The organism is Phenylobacterium sp. LH3H17 (genome assembly GCF_024298925.1).
GTDB lineage: Bacteria > Pseudomonadota > Alphaproteobacteria > Caulobacterales > Caulobacteraceae > Phenylobacterium.
This window is the reverse complement of sequence record NZ_CP101283.1, coordinates 2,459,346-2,476,149: the sequence shown is the minus strand read 5'-3', so window position 1 is coordinate 2,476,149 and position 16,804 is coordinate 2,459,346. Positions and strand designations below refer to the sequence as shown.

The following is a 16,804-nucleotide window of genomic DNA, read 5'->3' as shown; positions in this document are numbered from 1 at the left end:
CGCAAGCGCTGTCGTGCGCGGGCGCAATGCCCGGCCCGGTTTCCAAGTTCTGCAATTTGACACCCAGGTGATGTCCGCTGTTGGCGCCTAGCTGCCTTTCGGCTTCATGGGTCGCGGTCAACGTCAGTTGATAGTGCGCAAGGTTCGCGCTCGTTAGATTGCCGCCGCTGGCGGGGAGGTGACGGTCCCGGCGTGAACTTAGCCGGAACAAAGTTAGGGACTATTCCGGGAAATCCTGCAGGGCCTGTCGGGACCTGCAGGGACTTTGGTTTAGGCTGTCACGCGCTCGATGCGCTTCACGCTTTCAGGCATCGCGTTGTGCGTCACCCACTTGGCGGTCGGAGCGATCTCGATCACGACCAGACGGTCGTTATCGTCCGTGACGCGGCGCAGGACGTCGCGGATCGCCGTGGCCGGGCCCGGGCCATTCAAGCCCAGACCGACTCGGCAATGCGAGCGGCGCCCCAGGCGCGGAGTTGCGCCCACAGGGGTTCCTAGTTCCGGCCCGGGGCGCGGAGGTGGTAGGTTACAAAGTAGCGAGACATTTTTTGGTCCATCACGGTGATGCGGGACCTGGTTGACACTCTTTCCGCGCGCGCGTGGTGAATTCGTTAGCCTGCGCAAACGGATCCTGAAACTCGACCGTCTTCGCCTCCGCGGTCCCCATGGCGCCTGTGACGAGTTCCTTCTCGCCGCCACCGCCCAAAACCTTCGGAAGCTCGCCAAGCTCATCCCGCCGCCGAGCCCAGCAATGCCTGAGGGGCGGCCAACGCCGCGCGCCCCGGCTCACCACCGCAGCCTCACACCGCATTATTCAACGGAATCAGCCAAAAGCAGACCTTGGGTCATCCATCAGTTTCAATTCCTGCGTCAACTGTCGCCTCAGGTCCAACTGATCGCCGTGTTTCCGCCGAGCGATGGGCATGTGAAAGCGCCGCTCCAAAGTCAAGCAAGGCAGATCTTGGCGATCCGCCTGCCAAAATGAAGTTCAAGTGATCTACTTGTTTCCGTTTTGTAAAAGACGGTCTTCTAAATTGCATCCTAACCAGCGCGTGTGGCAGGGCTTGCGTGATGCATCATCGAACACTCTTCGACGGCAAGGTCGTCGAGATCGCCACCACCATGCATTCTGATCCCAGGGGAATGTTAACTGCTATCCAGTTCGGCAGCTACAGCTTCCATCCTGTCAGAGCGTTCGTCGTCACTGCGCCACAAGGCACTTCTCGGGGTGGACACGCTCACCGCTCGGGTCGCCAATTGCTGATGCAGCTGTCCGGTGAAATCAGCATTGAATTTCGCTATCAAAAGCAAGTTGAGCGGATGATTCTCACTCCGGTGAACCGCGCTATTCTGGTCGAATCCTCAGTATGGGCACGCCAGACCTACGAGGGCGAGAACCCGGCCATGATTGTTTTCTGCGATACCGAATACGACCCTGAAAGTTACGTGACGGCGGCAGGTTTCGATTGATGCAACAGGAACGAAGCGGCCGCGATTTGCTCCAAGGAGCCATCTGCGAGTGAGAGCGGTTCGTGGCAGAATAGCCATTCTCGGTGCCGGCATCATGGGCGCGAGCCTTGCCATCACGATGTCGCGCAGAGGCTACGCAGTTTCGCTTTTCGACAAGGAGAATGAGCCGGTGGCCTGTGCCAGCCGCTGGAACGAGGGCAAAATTCACCTCGGCTATCTCTACGGGGCCGATCCTTCGTTGCTTACCGCCAAACACCTCGTCTCTGGCGGACTGCAATTCGGCACACTTGTCTCCGAGTTGATCGGAAACAACTTGGTGGAACACACAACATTTGCGGATGACATCTATCTGGTTCATCGCGACTCAATCATCGGCGCCGAGGCGCTGGGGAGAACTTTTGAACGCGTGGATGCTTTGCTGCATGACCATGCGGACGCATCCAACTATCTCGTAGATGTATCGGCGGCGCGATCGAGAAGGCTCTCGAAACAGGAGCTGGCTGACGTCACGGACTCTGAGCAAATCGTCGGCGGCTTCAAGGTGCCGGAGCGATCCGTCAACACGCGATGGATTGCCGACAGGCTATGCGAGGTACTCAAGGGCGAACCAAACATCACGTTGCGAATGGCCTCCAAAATCCTTTCGGCACGGCCGGTGGACGAGATTGATGGCAGATGGCGCGTGGCGGTCGAAGGAGAGGAAAGCGACGCATTCGATGTCGTCGTCAATTGCCTTTGGGAGGGGCGATTGGCTGTCGATCGAACAGCCGGCCTGGAGCCAACTCCCGGTTGGTCGCACCGATACCGCCTTTGCCTGTTCGGCCGCACCAGGCGGCCAGTCGATGTGGGATGCGCGGTCGTGGCGCTCGGTCCGTTTGGCGACATAAAGAACTACGACGGACGCAACTTCTATATTTCGTGGTACCCGGCCGGCCTCCTGGCAGAGAGCAGCGAACTGTCGATTGCGACGCCGGCAGCGATGGATGCCTCCGGACGTCAGCAGATCATTGATGACGTTCGCGCCAGGATCACCCAGCTTGTACCAAATGTTTCTCGAATGTTTGACGAAGCAGAGGAGCTCCAGCTGCGTGGTGGCTTTGTGTTCGCACAGGGTCGCGGTTCGCTCAGCGATCCGAAAGCTACGATTCATCGCCGCGATCAATTCGGGATAAACCGCCGGGGCAGCTACCTTTCAATCGATACGGGAAAGTATTCGACCGCGCCATGGCTCGCCGAGAAGCTAACAAGGCAAATATGCCGGATTGAATGAATGGACGACGAGACACCACAAGGCCGCGAAGATTAGATGGCTGCACGACAAACTCACGAGCGGTCTGACTGGCGACCGAAGGTCACTGCTCTCGTACCGTGCTACAACTCGGCGGCGTTCATTTCGCTCACGTTGGACAGTCTCGCCGCTCAGACCTGGGACAACCTCGAGATTCTGGTTGGCGAGGATAATTCGACTGATGAGACGTTCGAGCTCGTTTCGGCGTTCGCAAGAAGCCGGGGCGATGTTCGGATCCTGCGTCGAAGTCACAATTTGGGGTGGCTAAGAAATTCCAACGACCTAATGGCCAACGCCACGGGCGAGTTGATGTTCTTTGCGTTCCATGACGACGTCATCGACCCAACCTACGTGGAATCGCTGGTACGGGCATTGAATGACAATCCGGGTGCGGTCTTGTCGTATAGCGATGTGGAGGTGACCGAAGTCAGCGGAGAGACTGCTGTCTGTAGCTTCGACCGCCTGTCGGGATTGCAGGATAGCCTCGCTCGCGGCCTGGTGATGGCGGCGCAACCGCCTGGCTGGTGGGTTCCCAACCGTGGGCTGTTCAGAGCATGGGCGTTCCATCGAAGCGGCGGCATCAAGCCCAATAGCCAAGGCGAATACTCCGCCGACTGGACTTGGCTCTTGCATCTGTCGCTGCTCGGAACCTTTGTCCGTGTGCCCGAAATTCTGTGTCACAAGTACTACCGGTCCGGCAGCATCAGCAAAGTTTGGGACCGCAGTCGCGCCCAACAAAGAGCTTTGAGGGTCGCGGGGATACGGGAAGTGTGGCGCAGCGAGGTCAGCCTATCGAAGAAGACAATCTTGGTTGTCTACATGGCATTGAGGCGGCCGCGGCTGCTGCGATGGTTGCGAACGACAAAGCAGTGGCTAAACGCGCAGTGGGTGCACCGAAGTCCGGAGTAGGATCTGCTTTCGGGAGCAATCCTTCGCGACCAGACCCGATGACATCGCCGCAGGCCTGAAGCGGCTCGGACGGCTGAGCGACATGATCGAGTTGGATCCAGAAAGCTTCGGCGCCCACAGTCTGCGCCGAACCAAGGTAGCGCTCGTCTACAAGAAGACCGGCAGACATCAGGGTCTGCCAGCTGTTGCTCGGACATCGCAAGCTGGATAGCACCGTTCGATATCTGGGCATTGAAGTCGACGATGCGCTGACGCTGTCGGAGCAGATCGACCTATGAAGCGACATCGTCTGCAAAGGGGGGTTAGCGGACCTTGGATGATCCTGTCGGCGAGGGGCCACCGGTCAACCGGCGCGGCAGCGGCAGGAGCATGCGGACCTGCTCGCGATAGGCTTCGTATCGAGCGCCGAAGACGCCGACGAGGTCGCGCTCCTCGAGCCAGATCCCGATCAGGATGTAGCCCGTAGTCGCGACCGCGAAAAGAAGGTGTCCTTGGCTCATCGTCGGCGCCGCCCAGAAGGCGATCAGGAACCCGAGATAGATGGGATGGCGGACGAGGCTGTAGAGGAATGGCGTGCGGAATACGGGCGCCTGCTCGGCTCGGCCCCGCAACCGGTCGACCACCTGCTTCAGCCCGAACAGCTCGAAATGGCTGATCAGAAACGTGCTCAGAAGGACCACGCCCCAGCCCACGAGCGAAAGGCCTGTCACCGCCGCCTGCAATGCGGGATCGCCAATCGACCAGATCGGCTCCGGAAGCGGCCTCCACTGCCACATGAGAAGGCCTAGGGCGGCGCTGGCGAAGAGCACGTAGGTGCTGCGTTCAACCGGTTTCGGCACGAACGCTGTCCACCATGTCTTGAAGGCCGGGCGGGCCATGACGCTGTGCTGCACAGCGAACAGGCCGAGTAGCGCGGTGTTGATGAGCAGCGTCGGGAGCAGCGGTGACGCCGGCCCGGTGTCGATCGCCTTCGGTGCAACGCCTTCCACGAAGGCGATGGCGTAGAGGAACACCACAAGAAAGAAGACATAGCTCACCAGAGCGTAGGCGAGGGAGAGAATGCGGGACACGATAACCTCCGGGGTTGCGCACAGCGACCAAACTGCATAATTCGGTCGATCGACCGAAACTGATCCGGACCTTTGGACCTGTCAAGATGAACGACGTTACGAACTCGGCCGGGCGGGATGGGGCGGGAGCCCAGCTCAGGCTCTTGGAAGCGGCCGAGACCTGTCTCCTCCGCGACGGATTTGCGTCGCTTTCGACTCGCAGTGTGGCGCAGGCCGCCGGCTCGCCGCTCAGTCAGATCCATTACCACTTCGGCTCGAAGCAAGGCCTCGTGCTGGCGCTCCTGGATCATCAGAACACGAAGCTCCTGGCCCGCCAGGCGGCGACGTTCGCCAGCGGGGCGCCCCTATCCCAGCGCTGGCTTCAGGCCTGCGACTTCCTCGAAGAAGATCTTCGCAGCGGCTACGTCCGAGTGCTGCAGGAGATCGTTGCGGCCGGGTTCTCAGACACCAAGTTGGCGGCGGCGGCGCGGAACGTCCTGTCCGGCTGGTTTGTGCTGCTGACGGATCTCGCGACCGAGGCCCAGACCCTCTACGGCGCGCTCGGCCGGCTCCGGCCGCTCGAGCTCGCCACGCTCGCCGGTCTGGCCTTCCTCGGCGCTGAGAGCATGATCCTGATCGGGATGGACCTGCCGATCATCCAGTCGCTTCGCGCCTTGGGGCGCTTCCTAGAGGAAGTGGAGCGCGACCATGCGCGCTGAGTCGCCCGTGCTGAGCGGACGGATCGATCGCGACGGCGTCGGCGTCGCCTACGAGGTCTTCGGGACGTCTGGGCAGGTGTTGGTGCTGCTCCCCTGCTGGATCATCGTCCCTTCCCGGCAATGGAAGGCGCAGGTTGCGGACCTGGCGCGAGACTGCCGGCTTGTCGTTATCGAAGGACGCGGCAACGGCGCTTCGGACCGACCCGCCGACCCTGCCGCCTACGCTTCCGCCGAGTACGTCGCCGACGCGCTAGCCGTGATGGACGCGCTGGCGCTTCAGGACGTCGTGCTCATGGGCTTCTCCATGGGCGGCCCGCTAGCGGCGCTGGTCGCACAGGCGCGGCCGCACCAGGTCAGCGCCGTCATTCTTATCGCGCCGGTAAGCTCCATGACCGCAGAGCAGCGCGCCGCGCGGGAGGCTGCCTTCTTGGCGCCACTCGACGCCTACGAGGGCTGGACGAAGTACAACGCCAACTACATCCGTGACCGTTACGAGGACTTCCTGACGCAGTTCTTCGGCCGGATGTTCCTTGAGCCGCACTCGTCGAAGCAAATCGAGGACGGGATCGCGTGGGCGCGCGAGACGACCCCCGAGGTTCTCGTCGACTCACGTTTGGGCGCCCTCCGCGACGAGGCAGACTTCGCGGCGGCCTACGCTTCGATCGGCTGCCCCGTACTCCTGATGCATGGTGACGCCGACGAGATCGCCCCCATCGGCGGCGGGAGGCGCGTGGCGGCGCTCGCCCGCGCGGACCTTCGGGAGTTGGCCGGAAGCGGCCACGGGCCCCACCTGCGTCACCCGGCGCTCGTGAACGCCATGATACGAGACTTTCTCGTGCGACACGATCTGCTCAAGGCGCCGAAACCTGCCGCGCGCGGCCGCCGCCGCGACAAGCGCATCCTCTACCTGTCGTCGCCGATCGGACTGGGTCATGCGCGCCGCGACCTCGCCGTCGCAGGCGCGCTTCGCGAGCTTACCCCCGGTCTTCGAATCGACTGGCTGTCGCAGGATCCCGTGACCAGATTGCTCGCGAAGGCGGGCGAACGCGTTCACCCGGCCAGCCACGGCCTCGCGAACGAAAGTCGCCACATCGAGGCGGAGGCGGGCGAGCACGACCTTCACGTGTTCGAAGCCCTTCGCCGCATGGACGAGATCCAGGTGAGGAACTTCCGCGTGTTCCAGCAGGCGGTCGAGGGGGGAACCTACGACCTCGTCGTGGCGGACGAAGCCTGGGAGGTCGATCACTTCTGGCACGAGCATCCCCAGTTCAAACGGGCGCCGCTGGTCTGGATGACGGACTTCGTGGGCTTCGCGCCCGTGCCGGGCGGCGGCCCCGCAGAACCTGAACTCTCCACGGACTACAATGCCGAGATGGTGGGCCACGTGGACACGCGTCCCGGCGTCCGCGACCTCGCGATCTTCGTGGGCGACGCGTCCGACGTGGTGGACGACACGCTCGGCCGCGACCTGCCGCGACGTAGAGCGTGGGTGCAGGATCGCTTCGCCTTCAGCGGCTACATCCTCGGCGACGGCGTTCCGCGTCCGGAGGACAAGCCGGAACTCCGCGCGAGGCTCGGCTTCCGACCCGACGAGCGGGTCTGCGTGGTGACGGTCGGCGGCTCGGGCGTCGGGCAGTCTCTCATCCGCCGGATCCTGGCGGCCGCCCCCATGGCGCGCCGCCGCTGTCCGGACCTTCGGTTCGTCGTGGTTGCCGGACCCCGGCTTCCGCCGGAGGCCTTCCCGCCCGTGGAGGGGGTTGAATGCGTGGGGTTCGTCCCCGACCTCCCCCGGATGCTGGCGGCTGCCCACGTCGCCGTGGTGCAGGGCGGTCTCTCCACGACGATGGAGCTCGCGGCTTCGGGCACGCCGTTCATCTACATCCCGCTCGCCCGCCACTTCGAACAGGAGGTGCACGTCGCGCACCGCCTGGCGCGGTACGGCGCTGGCCGCAGGCTGAACTGGGCGGACGCCGATCCCGACACCCTCGCGGAGATGGTGTGCTCCACGCTCGCGTCTCCAGTCTTGGGCATCGATGTCGGGCGAGATGGCGCCCGACGGGCGGCGCGCCTGATTAAGGATCTTTGGTGAGACCACGCGACCCTAACATCTGCCTAAGAACGTCCGCTATGGGTCGAATCTGCCCGTTGGCTCACCGCCAACAACCGGACGTCCGGCTCCGGCTCCAGAAAGCAGCCGTTCGGTGCGGGCGAGATGGGCCCAGACCCGAAGGTTCAATCACCTCCGGCGCAGCCGATTTGATGGACCTGCAAACACATTAATTGAGCAAGCCTGTAACGCCAGCTCCTCGGCCTGAAGCCAGGGTCCGCTGTTGGCGCGGAACAGACCTCGCGCGGCCCGCCCGGTCCCCGACGGGGTGGAAACTGGTCCTTGCCCCTTGCAGGTCAGGGTCTAGTCTTGCCCTGGAGTAGTGGATGAATGCGATGAGCGACGCGGTCGGCCCTGGCGATCTGGTTCTATGCGTCAACGCGGCGCCCAATCATGTCACGGGAAGGCCGGTGCCCCTCCAGGCCGGCGAGACCTACCGTGTCATCGAGGTGATGGAATTTGCCTGCCCCTGCGGGCGTTCCGATGCTTTGCTCGACGTGGGCATCGACTTCGCCTGGTGCCAGTCGCGCTTCCGACTGCTCCCAAAGCCCAAGGCCCAGACCAGGACGCGCCGGGTTTCGGCTCCCAAGGAGACGGAAACGGTCGGCTGAGCAGCCGTCAGGGCGTTCGGGATAGCACTGACCAGGGGAGCTGAACATCAGTACATCGGGGATGTGAGAGTCCGCTTGTGGCGCCAGGCAGACCATCCCAACCGCCGTCTTTCTTGACGTCCGCAATGGGTGGGAAGCGGACGTTAGCGTTTTCGCGCGACAGTGCTCAGATGCATCCGAACAAGGTCCTGAAGCCGTGGCGACTCTCGGCGGTCTTCGCCGGGCTTGGCGCGTTGGGGGCGGCCACTTCCATCGCTTACTTGACGTTTGCGCCGCCCGGGCTGCTCCCTCGAATGAGCAACGGAATGCAAGACCCCTACGGGAGCGTCTATGCCGCCGGCGTTGTGTTCTTGGCGGGGATGGTCCTCGCAGTGGGGTTTGCGCTCGTGAGGGGCAGCCGCCGCAAGGCCGGTGAAGCGCTGGCGTTCGCGCTCGCCTATCTAGCGGGCTACTTGATCGTAAGCGTCGCTCTAGGGCTCGTCACCGGCGCATACTTCTAAGCACCGGCAATCGACCTGAGCGGATGTCCGCAACGGGTCGGAAGCGGCCCAAACGGGCGGAGGTTGTCGAACGTCCGATGCCGGCGCGGACCCCAAGGTCCGCGCCTGGCGCATTGCGCTCCTCGCGCTCCGCCAAGGCCGCCATTAGCCGCTCCCTTATCCGACTTTTCTGAAAGCGGATGTCGGGAGCGACCGCTACGGTTCGTCCTCTGTAGGAAGCAGCCGGAAAGGAACCCGCCGTGACCACCGACCTCAAGACCCGCCCAGACACCTTCCGCGTCGAGCGTTCGATCCAGATCGCCGCCGCGCCGGAAACCGTCCTGGCCCTGATCGAGGACTTCCGAAATTGGACGCGCTGGTCGCCCTACGAGAAGATGGACGCCGACCTGAAACGCTCCTACAGCGGCGCGTCCGCCGGCGTCGGCGCGGTCTATGGCTGGGAAGGCAAGAAGACCGGCGTCGGTCGCATGGCGATCACCCGCGCCGATCCCTCGCAGGTCCTCATCGACCTGGACTTCGTCAAGCCGATGAAGGCCAACAACAAGGCCGTGTTCACCCTGGAGCCCCAGGGCGGCGGCACAAAGGTGACCTGGGCTATGACCGGGGCCAACACCTTCATGTCCAAGGTCATGGGTCTGTTCTTCAGCATGGACAGGTTGCTCGGCGGCCAGTTCGAGAATGGCCTGGCCGACCTCAAGACCGCCGCCGAGGGCCGCGCCTGACCATGGCCAAGACTGTCGATGAATACCTCGCCGGCCTCTCCGGCTGGCAGGCGCAGACCGTGGCCGCCCTCCGTCGCGAGATCTCGGCGACCGGCGAGGTCGCCGAGATCCTCAAGTGGGGCCACCCGGTCTGGGAGGCCGGCGGCCCGGTCTGCCTGGTCCAGGCTCACAAGGCCCATGTCACCCTGGGCTTCTGGCGCGGCCAGGAGATGATCGAACTCGACCCGCGCCTGAAGCCCAGCGGCAGCTTCAAGATGGCCTCGATCAAGCTCACGGCCGCCGACCAGATCGAGGCCGACCAAGTCCGCCGCCTGGTGGCCAGGGGAGTCGCCCTCAATCGCGAGAAGGGCGACCCGTTCAAGGCGAGCTAGATGCCTATTTGATGAACTTCATCTCGCGGGCCAGGAAGCCGCCGCGCGTCGTGCGCATCGCCTCGCGCGTCACCGCGGCCTGGTTGGCCTTCACCGGTGATCCCCAAACCGCCGACGTCTGCTTGTCGGATTCGTCGTCCGACTGATCGAACACCGCCATGTTCTTGTATTCGATCATCAGGACCAGGTCGGGCTCCTTGTCGCGCGTGTCGGTCAGGGCCAGGACCTTGTAGCTGACGACGTCGCCGCGCTTCTTGCCGGCCTCCTGGATCGCCTTCCAGGGTCCGTTCAGATAGGCCATGTATTCATCGAACATACCCGGCTTGGTTTCGATATAGCCGACCGACCAGACCGTACCTTGAGCGTAAACGCGCTCGGCCGTCTGGGCCTGGGCAATCCCGGCGCAGCCGCAAGCGATGGCCGCGGCAAGCGCGGCGGCGCGAATGATAGTCTTCATAATCTCTTCTCGCTATCGGGACGAGACGGCTGAACTCCCCCGAGCCCTGATGTGTTGACCGTCGTCCAGCCGATACCTGACGCCGGCGTCCGAAGCTTGGCAACAACTTATGTAACGCTGTTATGATACATTAGGAATACGGGTCAGAGGCCCTCGCCGGGCTTCCTGCGCCGGGGCCGCGCCCACATCACGCCGGGATATCCCTTCAGCGGCGCCAGGGCCTCGCCGGCATAGGTCCAGTCGGCCTTTTCCTGCAGCGACATGTGGTAGCGCGGCTCGCGGCCGGTGCGGGTGGCGAACAGGGCGCGTGGAATGTTGACCATGGTCGGCGAGCGGGCGCGCTCATAGAGCAGTGGCGTGCCGCACCTGGCGCAGAAGCTCCGCGCGGTCCCGGCCTTGGCGTCCTCGAACCGGCTGATGCTGTCCGCGCCCTTCAGGATCCGGAACCGGCTGCGATAGCTGCCCACATAGGTGGCGTAGGCGGCGCCCTGGGCATGGCGGCTGGCGGCCGAATGGTCGTGCCAGGCCCAGCGGGCGGGGACGTCGATCTCCAGCGCCACCTCGCCGCAGACGCAGCGGCCCTGCGCCTGGACGGCCGAGGCCTTGCCGGTCTTGGGGCCCGCCCTGCGCATGTGAACCCCGTTCATGAACCACGCTTGCGCTTTCCATCTAGCTCCTAGACGCTGGCCCGCAAGGGGAGGCCTTCGTGACATCGCAAACCAGCCCGTCGGGCGAGACGCCCACGGGCTTCGCGCCCTACCTGTTCGCCCACGCCGCCTGGTTCCTGGCCTTCGGGGTGCAGGTGGTGCTGTTCCCCTACCTGGTGCGCGTGGTGCTGCAGGAGAGCGAGGTCCGCTTCGGCCTGGCCCAGATGGCCCTGCAACTGCCCACCACCCTGTTCATCCTGCTGGGCGGGGCGCTGGCCGACCGGGTCCCGGTCAGGTCCATCGTCGTGGTCGCCTGCGCCTTCGCGGTGCTGACCTTCGCGGGCCTCGGCGCGATGGTCAGCCTGGGCGCGCTGACCTACGGCCTGATCATCGCCTACGCCCTGATCGTCGGGACCGGCCAGGCTTTCGCCACCCCGGCCCGCGACAGCCTGCTCAGCCTGGTGGCCCCGGCCAAGACCGGTATCCAGGGGGCGGTGGCCTACGCCTCGCTCGCCCAGTTCGGCGGCCAGATCCTCGGCATGGCCTGCGCCGCCGCCGCCCCGCTGCTGGGGGTGGGACCGCTGCTGCTGGGCCAGGCCGTGCTGATGGCGGCGGCCACCCTGGCGGCCCTGCGCATCCGCCCGCGGCCGGCCCATGTCCGTCCCCGCCGGCAGGGCGGGCTGCTGATCGGCATCGGCCGCGACATCCGCGAGGGCTTCGCCGCGGTCCTGGCCTCGCCCGTGATCGCCCCCGTCATGCTGTGCGGCGTGGCCATGGGCGTCTGCTTCATGGGCAGCTTCTTCGTCCTGCTGCCGCTGATCGTGGAGAGCTATTTCGACGGCCAGGTCTTGAGCCCCGGCAAGACCGAGATCGCCGCGGCGCTCGGTCTGTTCAGCATGTGCTTCTGGATCGGCAGCATGGTCTCGGCGCTCGCCCTGGTGCGCGCCGGCCCCCTGCGCCGCAAGGGGCTGATCTATCTGGCGGCCCTCGGGACCGGCGGCGTGATCCTGATCCTCTGCAGCATCCACATGCCGTTCTGGCTGCTCTGCGGGCTCAACTTCGCCTGGGGCCTGGGCGGCGGCGTGGCCATGACGCTGGGCCGCTCCTTCGTCCAGCAGCACGCCCCCGAGGCCGTCCGCGCCCGGGTGCTGTCGATCTTCACCCTGGGCCTGATGGGCGGCGGGCCGCTGGGGGCGGTGGTCGACGGCTTCCTGGCCCAGGCCATCGGGCCCCACGCCGCGGTGGTCTTCCCCGGGGCCCTGATGCTGCTGATCGTCGCCGGCCTGCTGGCCTTCTCCAAGGTGCCAAGGCTCAGCGACTTTCCGGCGCCTTGACGCCCCGTCGGCGGAGGTGAAGGTTCGGGCAGGGGAGTGACGCCAAATTGGACAAGGCCTTTCTGATTCAGCTCGCGGGCTCGGCCGCCGCGGTCATGGCCCTGGTGGGCCTGGCCGCCTGGGCCAAGATCGCCAAGCCGCTCACCCCGCTGGACGACGCCCGCGCGCGCCGCCTGCTGGCGCAGGAGTTCCCGGGCAAGCCCCTGGAGCGCGTCTGGGTGGCCACGGACGGCCGCGGCGCGGTGGCCCGCTCCGGCGCCTCGGCCCTGGTGCTGTTCGAGCTGGGCGACGGCTATGTGGCCCGCCACGTCCCCTGGGCCCAGGCGGTGTCGTCCTCGTTCCGCGACGGGGTGGTCAAGATCGACCTCTCCGACGTCGCCGCCCCCATGGCCCGCATCGCGCTCGACCGCTGGCCTCCGTCCCCGCGCGAGGCCGCCTGATGGACCCGATCAAGCCCGCCTTCGACCCGGTCACCCTGGCGATCCCGTTCTTCGTCCTGGCGGTAGTGCTGGAGATCGCTCTGGCCCGCTTCAAGCTGGCCCGCGCCAACTACGAGACCCGCGACACCCTGGCCTCGCTCACCATGGGCCTGGGCAGCAACGTGGCCGGCCTGATCACCGGCGGCGCGGCCTTCGCCGCCAGCCTGTGGGTCTACCAGCACCGGCTGTTCGACATCCCCATGACCGCGCTCTGGGCCTGGGCGGCGGTCTTCCTGGCCGAGGACATTACCTATTACTGGTTCCACCGCCTCAGCCACGAGCGGCGCTTCTGGTGGGCGGCCCACATCAACCACCACTCCTCGCAGCACTACAACCTCTCGACGGCCCTGCGGCAGACCTGGACCGGCGGCCTGGCCGGGACCTGGGCGCTCTGGCTGCCGTTGGCCTTCCTGGGCTTCCCCCCGGCCATGATCGTCATCCAGAAGGGGATCAGCCTGGTCTACCAGTTCTGGATCCACACCGAGGCCATCGGGCGCATGCCCCGCTGGTTCGAGGCGGTGTTCAACACACCGTCCCACCACCGCGTCCACCACGCCCGCAACCCGCGCTACCTGGACCGCAACTATGCCGGCATCCTGATCGTCTGGGACCGGCTGTTCGGCACCTTCCAGCCGGAGCTCGACGACGAGAAATGCCGCTACGGCATCGTCCACAACCTCGGCGACTTCAACATCCTGCGGGTGGCCTTCCACGAATGGGCCGGCATGGCGCGGGATGTGACGCGCGACCCTCGCCATGCCCTGGGCTACATCTTCGGCCCCCCCGGCTGGAGCCCGGACGGCAGCCGCGACACCTCCGCCAAGCTCAGGGCCCAGTGGGAAGCGGGCAGGGCGGCCGAGGCCCCGGCGGAGTAGGCCTCTGCGTCACATGGACAGCAGGCGGCCGAAGAACGAGCGATAGCGCTGCAGCGCCAGCCGCAGGTCCTCGGTCGAGACATCGTCGCCCCGGTCCCACTGGCCTTCCAGGTTGGCGCGTTCCTTGGCGAACGTCTCGGCCAGGCGCTTCATGGCGCCGGCCACCAGGCTGTCGGCCTGCTCCACGGCCTGGCGCGGCTCATCGACAAAGCCGGCCTGGATGCCATCCCAGCGGGCGCGGAACGCCGAGGCTTCCTCGCTCGGAAACAGCGGCGCGGCTTCGTGCTGCGTCTGGGTCGGCCGGGGGACGGCTTCGTCGTCGAAGCTGCGCGCTTCGGCGGGGGCGGCGGTGGACGCCCCGGCCAGGTCGGCGGTGGTCAGCGCGGGTTCGTCGGGGCGGGTCGGCTCATAGGGGTCGCTCATGGTCGTTCCTTCCTAGGATGCTTTGGCGCGCGGCGCCGGGGCCGGCTCGCCGACGAGTTCGTCGAACAGGGTGCGGTAGTGGATCATGGCCTGGCGCAGGTCCTCGGTCCCAGCCTCGCCGCGCGCATGGCGCACCGCGATGTCTCGGGCCGAGCGGTAGTTCTGCACCACCACGGGATGGTCGACGGACAGGTCGGCCGAGCGCTGCTCGAAGTCGCCCATGGGATAGCCGCGCACCCCCATGATCTCGGCCAGCAGGTCGTCGGCGCCCATGACCGCCACCTTGGGATTGTCCACGAAATCGGTCTGGATCTGCCGCCAGGCGCGCACGTACTTGTCGTGGTCGCCGGGCGCCAGCGGCTTGATCTCGAACTTGGCGACCCGCTTGGCGCGGTCCTTCAGCTCGGCCTCGGTCTTGCGCTTGTCTCCGCTCTCTTCCAGCGTCCGCTCATACTCGGGCCCGAACCGGTCGCGCAGCTTGGCGGACTTCCGCTTCCGCGCCGCCAGTCCGACGGCGACCAGGATCAGCAGCACCACGACAATGGCGACGACGATCAGTGTATTGGTGTCCATAGGCGCCCTCCCAGGGGTCTGAGCGCCGGCGATCAGGCCGGCCGCGCCGCGACGGTCTCTGCAGACCTGTCCCGGCAGACGCGCAACGGACGGGAGGGGCGCGGGTTCCGCCCATCCCAGCCAGCCAGGTGCAACATTGCGGCCCGGCCTGGCGTATAGTGACCAGCTTGTCTGGGGACCTCATGAAACTGCTTCGTCTTCTGCCGCTTCTGGCGCTCACCGCCTGCGCCACCCCCGCCGATCGCTCCGGAATGCTGTCCAGCTATGAGGGCCTCACCCCCCGCGAAGGCGCCGTTCGCACCAGCATCGCCGACGGTCGCGACGAGGCGGCCCTGGCCGGGGTCAAGCGGGTGGCGGTCGCCCCGGTGCGGCTGGCGCAGGGCGAGGGCGGCGCCTGGCTCAGCCCCGCCGAACGCATCCTGCTGCTGCGCGAGGTGGACGCCCAGCTCTGCTTCGAGCTCTCAGAACGCTACGAGATCGCCCCGACGCCGGAGGCCGCCGACGCCCAGGTGCGGACCATCGTCACCGCCGTGCGGCCCACCGGGCGGGTGGGATCGGCGCTCTCGGCCGCCTCGTCCTTCTTCATTCCCGGCCCCCTCGGCCTGCGCGTTCCGGGGGGCCTGGGCGGCATGGCGCTCGAGGCCGAGATGCTGGATCGCGACCAGCGCCAGATCGCGGCGCTCACCTGGAACCGCACCGCCACCCCGGTCGGCACCGACGACCCCTCCCTGAGCCGCATCGGCGACGCCCTCCAGTTCGCCGAGCCCTTCGCCGACGTGGCCGCAGAGGTGATGTCGCCCAAGGGCATGAAGACCCGCAGCCCGCCCAAGCCGGACCCCTGCGCCGCCTACGGTCCCCGCATCCGGGCGGAAGGCTATCTCGCCAAGTTCGCCACCGGGCTCTACGTGCCGCAGATGAGCGGCGCCCAGGCTGAGAAGCCGACCGCGGAGGACCCGCCCCGTGACTAGGGCCGCGCGTATCGCCGTCTGGCTGGGCGTCGCCGCGGCCATCGCCGCCCCCGCCTCCCAGGCGATCACCGGCTGGGGCCTCACCGCCAGCCAGTTCGCCGGCCAGGGCGACTCCACCCTGCGCGTCGCCGGCTACGCCTTCTCCATCTGGGGGGTGATCTATGCGGGCCTGATCGCCTATGCGGTTCGCCGGATGGTCCAGGGGCCCGGCGCGGCCCTGGAGGCCGCCGTCGACCTGCCGCTCGCGGCCGCCAGCCTGGGGTGCGGGCTCTGGATCGTCGCCGCGGGCCTCAACCAGATGTGGCTGACCGTGCTGGTGATCGCCGGCGCCCTCGCCGCGGCCCTGGTCGGCCTGGTCGGCCTGCGGCGCACGTCGCGAACCTTCACATGGGCCGAGCGCCTGACGGTGCTCTGGCCACTCGCCCTGCTGGCCGGATGGCTGAGCGTGGCCTCCGTCGTCAACCTGCTGACCGTGCTGACCGCCCAGGGCCTGATCGGCCCAGGCTCGGCGGCGACAGCCGCCATCGCCGGCATCGTCGCGGCCGGAGCCATCTCGCTGGCGGTCTTCTTCGCTACCGGTTTCGTCAGCTACACCCTGCCGGTGGCCTGGGGCCTGGTCGGCGCCTTCATGGCCGAGCGCGGCGACCAGCCCGTGGTCGCCTATGCGGCGCTCGCCTGCGCCGGCCTGCTGCTGTTGGTCGCGATTTTCATCCGCCCGGCCTCCGTCGGCCGGAGCGCCTGACAGGCGCCCCGGGTTCGAGCGGGTCGTCGCCTACTTGCCCGGCGACAACCCGAAACCGGCGAGGGACAGGAACCGCCACTTGCCGCCGGTCCGCACCAGGGTCTCCACATTGCCCGCGACCTCGCGTTCGGGCTTCTCGGTTCCCTTCTGCGTCACCATCACCACGGTGTAGTGGGCGACCGCCGTGTCCCCGCTGACGGTGATGGCCAGGGGCGAAAGGTCGAACTTCAGGGTCTTGCCCTGCTTGTCGGCGAACCGCGTCCAGGATTCGAGCGAGGCCCGGTATCGCGGCGCCGGCCAGTCGTCGCCCCAGCTGACCACCTTCTCGTCCACATAGTCGTTCGGCCACTTGCCGTTCTGCGCCACCTCGTCGTCCCACGACTTGGAAACCACGGACCAGACCTCGGTCTGGTCCTTGTTCCAGGTCGGCGCCTGGGCCAGCGCCGCGGTTCCCGTGCACAGCAGGACGGCGGCCCCCGCCGCGCCGATGAGAAATCTCGAATGCATCTGTCTTCCCCCTGGGTCCAGCCTGGTCGGCCTGCCCGACACACTGCACGCAG

21 protein-coding genes are annotated in these 16,804 nt (G+C 66.4%); 14 read left to right on the top strand and 7 right to left on the bottom strand.

All coding sequences use genetic code 11. The features are described from left to right. Nucleotides 1-270: 270 nt before the first annotated feature. Complete coding sequence (locus M9M90_RS12360) at nt 271-432, bottom strand: hypothetical protein (RefSeq protein ID WP_254833536.1); 162 nt, start codon at nt 430-432, stop codon at nt 271-273. A gap of 639 nt (nt 433-1,071) precedes the next feature. Between M9M90_RS12360 and M9M90_RS12350 the strand changes: the two genes are divergently transcribed. Genes M9M90_RS12350 through M9M90_RS12340 form a run of 3 tightly spaced genes read left to right on the top strand, consistent with a single transcriptional unit; the run spans nt 1,072 to nt 3,667 of the window. Continuing rightward, on the top strand, nt 1,072-1,470 hold the full coding sequence (locus tag M9M90_RS12350; RefSeq protein ID WP_254833535.1) for an FdtA/QdtA family cupin domain-containing protein: 399 nt from the start codon (nt 1,072-1,074) through the stop codon (nt 1,468-1,470). A gap of 49 nt (nt 1,471-1,519) precedes the next feature. Beyond that, complete coding sequence (locus M9M90_RS12345; protein ID WP_254833534.1) at nt 1,520-2,740, top strand: FAD-dependent oxidoreductase; 1,221 nt, start codon at nt 1,520-1,522, stop codon at nt 2,738-2,740. Nucleotides 2,741-2,776: 36 nt separating this feature from the next. Next, nucleotides 2,777-3,667, top strand: a complete 891-nt coding sequence (locus M9M90_RS12340; RefSeq protein WP_254833533.1) for a glycosyltransferase — start codon at nt 2,777-2,779, stop codon at nt 3,665-3,667. A 302-nt stretch (nt 3,668-3,969) separates the two neighbouring features. On the opposite strand, the gene mddA is transcribed toward M9M90_RS12340, so the two are convergent. Further along, nucleotides 3,970-4,737, bottom strand: a complete 768-nt coding sequence (mddA, locus tag M9M90_RS12330) for a methanethiol S-methyltransferase (RefSeq protein WP_254833532.1) — start codon at nt 4,735-4,737, stop codon at nt 3,970-3,972. Nucleotides 4,738-4,823: 86 nt separating this feature from the next. Between mddA and M9M90_RS12325 the strand changes: the two genes are divergently transcribed. From M9M90_RS12325 to M9M90_RS12300, 6 genes are all read left to right on the top strand, one after another. Then, on the top strand, nt 4,824-5,435 hold the full coding sequence (locus M9M90_RS12325; RefSeq protein ID WP_254833531.1) for a TetR/AcrR family transcriptional regulator: 612 nt from the start codon (nt 4,824-4,826) through the stop codon (nt 5,433-5,435). Further along, nucleotides 5,425-7,524, top strand: a complete 2,100-nt coding sequence (locus M9M90_RS12320) for an alpha/beta hydrolase (protein ID WP_254833530.1) — start codon at nt 5,425-5,427, stop codon at nt 7,522-7,524. Before M9M90_RS12325 ends, M9M90_RS12320 begins: the two co-directional genes overlap by 11 nt. A 353-nt stretch (nt 7,525-7,877) precedes the next feature. Then, the gene (locus M9M90_RS12315; RefSeq protein WP_254833529.1) at nt 7,878-8,153 is read left to right on the top strand and encodes a hypothetical protein; all 276 of its coding nucleotides are present in this window, start codon (nt 7,878-7,880) and stop codon (nt 8,151-8,153) included. Between the two features lie 305 nt (nt 8,154-8,458). Next, nucleotides 8,459-8,653, top strand: coding sequence for a hypothetical protein (locus tag M9M90_RS12310; protein WP_254833528.1), 195 nt, complete (start codon nt 8,459-8,461; stop codon nt 8,651-8,653). Nucleotides 8,654-8,892: 239 nt separating this feature from the next. After that, entirely contained in the window at nt 8,893-9,375 is a 483-nt protein-coding gene (locus tag M9M90_RS12305) for an SRPBCC family protein (RefSeq protein WP_254833527.1), read from the top strand. Between the two features lie 2 nt (nt 9,376-9,377). Further along, nucleotides 9,378-9,746, top strand: a complete 369-nt coding sequence (locus M9M90_RS12300) for a DUF1801 domain-containing protein (RefSeq protein WP_254833526.1) — start codon at nt 9,378-9,380, stop codon at nt 9,744-9,746. Between the two features lie 4 nt (nt 9,747-9,750). Here M9M90_RS12300 and M9M90_RS12295 read toward each other — a convergent pair whose 3' ends face one another. Next, nucleotides 9,751-10,203 carry a hypothetical protein gene (locus M9M90_RS12295; RefSeq protein WP_254833525.1) on the bottom strand — a complete coding sequence of 151 codons (453 nt, stop codon included), beginning with the start codon at nt 10,201-10,203 and terminating at the stop codon, nt 9,751-9,753. A 143-nt stretch (nt 10,204-10,346) separates the two neighbouring features. Next, nucleotides 10,347-10,850 carry a GFA family protein gene (locus M9M90_RS12290; RefSeq protein WP_254833524.1) on the bottom strand — a complete coding sequence of 168 codons (504 nt, stop codon included), beginning with the start codon at nt 10,848-10,850 and terminating at the stop codon, nt 10,347-10,349. Between the two features lie 59 nt (nt 10,851-10,909). Between M9M90_RS12290 and M9M90_RS12285 the strand changes: the two genes are divergently transcribed. Genes M9M90_RS12285 through M9M90_RS12275 form a run of 3 tightly spaced genes read left to right on the top strand, consistent with a single transcriptional unit; the run spans nt 10,910 to nt 13,538 of the window. After that, nucleotides 10,910-12,184 carry an MFS transporter gene (locus M9M90_RS12285; protein WP_254833523.1) on the top strand — a complete coding sequence of 425 codons (1,275 nt, stop codon included), beginning with the start codon at nt 10,910-10,912 and terminating at the stop codon, nt 12,182-12,184. Nucleotides 12,185-12,231: 47 nt separating this feature from the next. Beyond that, nucleotides 12,232-12,624 (top strand): hypothetical protein, encoded by a 393-nt coding sequence (locus M9M90_RS12280; RefSeq protein ID WP_254833522.1) that lies wholly within the window; start codon nt 12,232-12,234, stop codon nt 12,622-12,624. Further along, a complete protein-coding gene (locus M9M90_RS12275) occupies nt 12,624-13,538 on the top strand; it encodes a sterol desaturase family protein (protein ID WP_254833521.1) in 915 nt (304 codons plus the stop codon). The genes M9M90_RS12280 and M9M90_RS12275 overlap by 1 nt, the downstream gene beginning before the upstream one ends. A 9-nt stretch (nt 13,539-13,547) precedes the next feature. On the opposite strand, the gene M9M90_RS12270 is transcribed toward M9M90_RS12275, so the two are convergent. Together M9M90_RS12270 and M9M90_RS12265 are read right to left on the bottom strand one after the other, a co-directional pair. Then, nucleotides 13,548-13,961 (bottom strand): hypothetical protein, encoded by a 414-nt coding sequence (locus M9M90_RS12270; RefSeq protein WP_254833520.1) that lies wholly within the window; start codon nt 13,959-13,961, stop codon nt 13,548-13,550. Nucleotides 13,962-13,973: 12 nt separating this feature from the next. Continuing rightward, nucleotides 13,974-14,534, bottom strand: coding sequence for a hypothetical protein (locus M9M90_RS12265; protein WP_254833519.1), 561 nt, complete (start codon nt 14,532-14,534; stop codon nt 13,974-13,976). A gap of 182 nt (nt 14,535-14,716) precedes the next feature. Between M9M90_RS12265 and M9M90_RS12260 the strand changes: the two genes are divergently transcribed. Both M9M90_RS12260 and M9M90_RS12255 read left to right on the top strand, forming a co-directional pair. Next, on the top strand, nt 14,717-15,502 hold the full coding sequence (locus M9M90_RS12260; protein ID WP_254833518.1) for a DUF3313 domain-containing protein: 786 nt from the start codon (nt 14,717-14,719) through the stop codon (nt 15,500-15,502). Beyond that, nucleotides 15,495-16,244, top strand: coding sequence for a hypothetical protein (locus tag M9M90_RS12255; RefSeq protein WP_254833517.1), 750 nt, complete (start codon nt 15,495-15,497; stop codon nt 16,242-16,244). Before M9M90_RS12260 ends, M9M90_RS12255 begins: the two co-directional genes overlap by 8 nt. Nucleotides 16,245-16,274: 30 nt before the next feature. Here the strand turns inward: M9M90_RS12255 and M9M90_RS12250 are convergent, their stop codons facing one another. Next, nucleotides 16,275-16,751 (bottom strand): nuclear transport factor 2 family protein, encoded by a 477-nt coding sequence (locus M9M90_RS12250; protein WP_254833516.1) that lies wholly within the window; start codon nt 16,749-16,751, stop codon nt 16,275-16,277. Nucleotides 16,752-16,804: the final 53 nt, after the last annotated feature.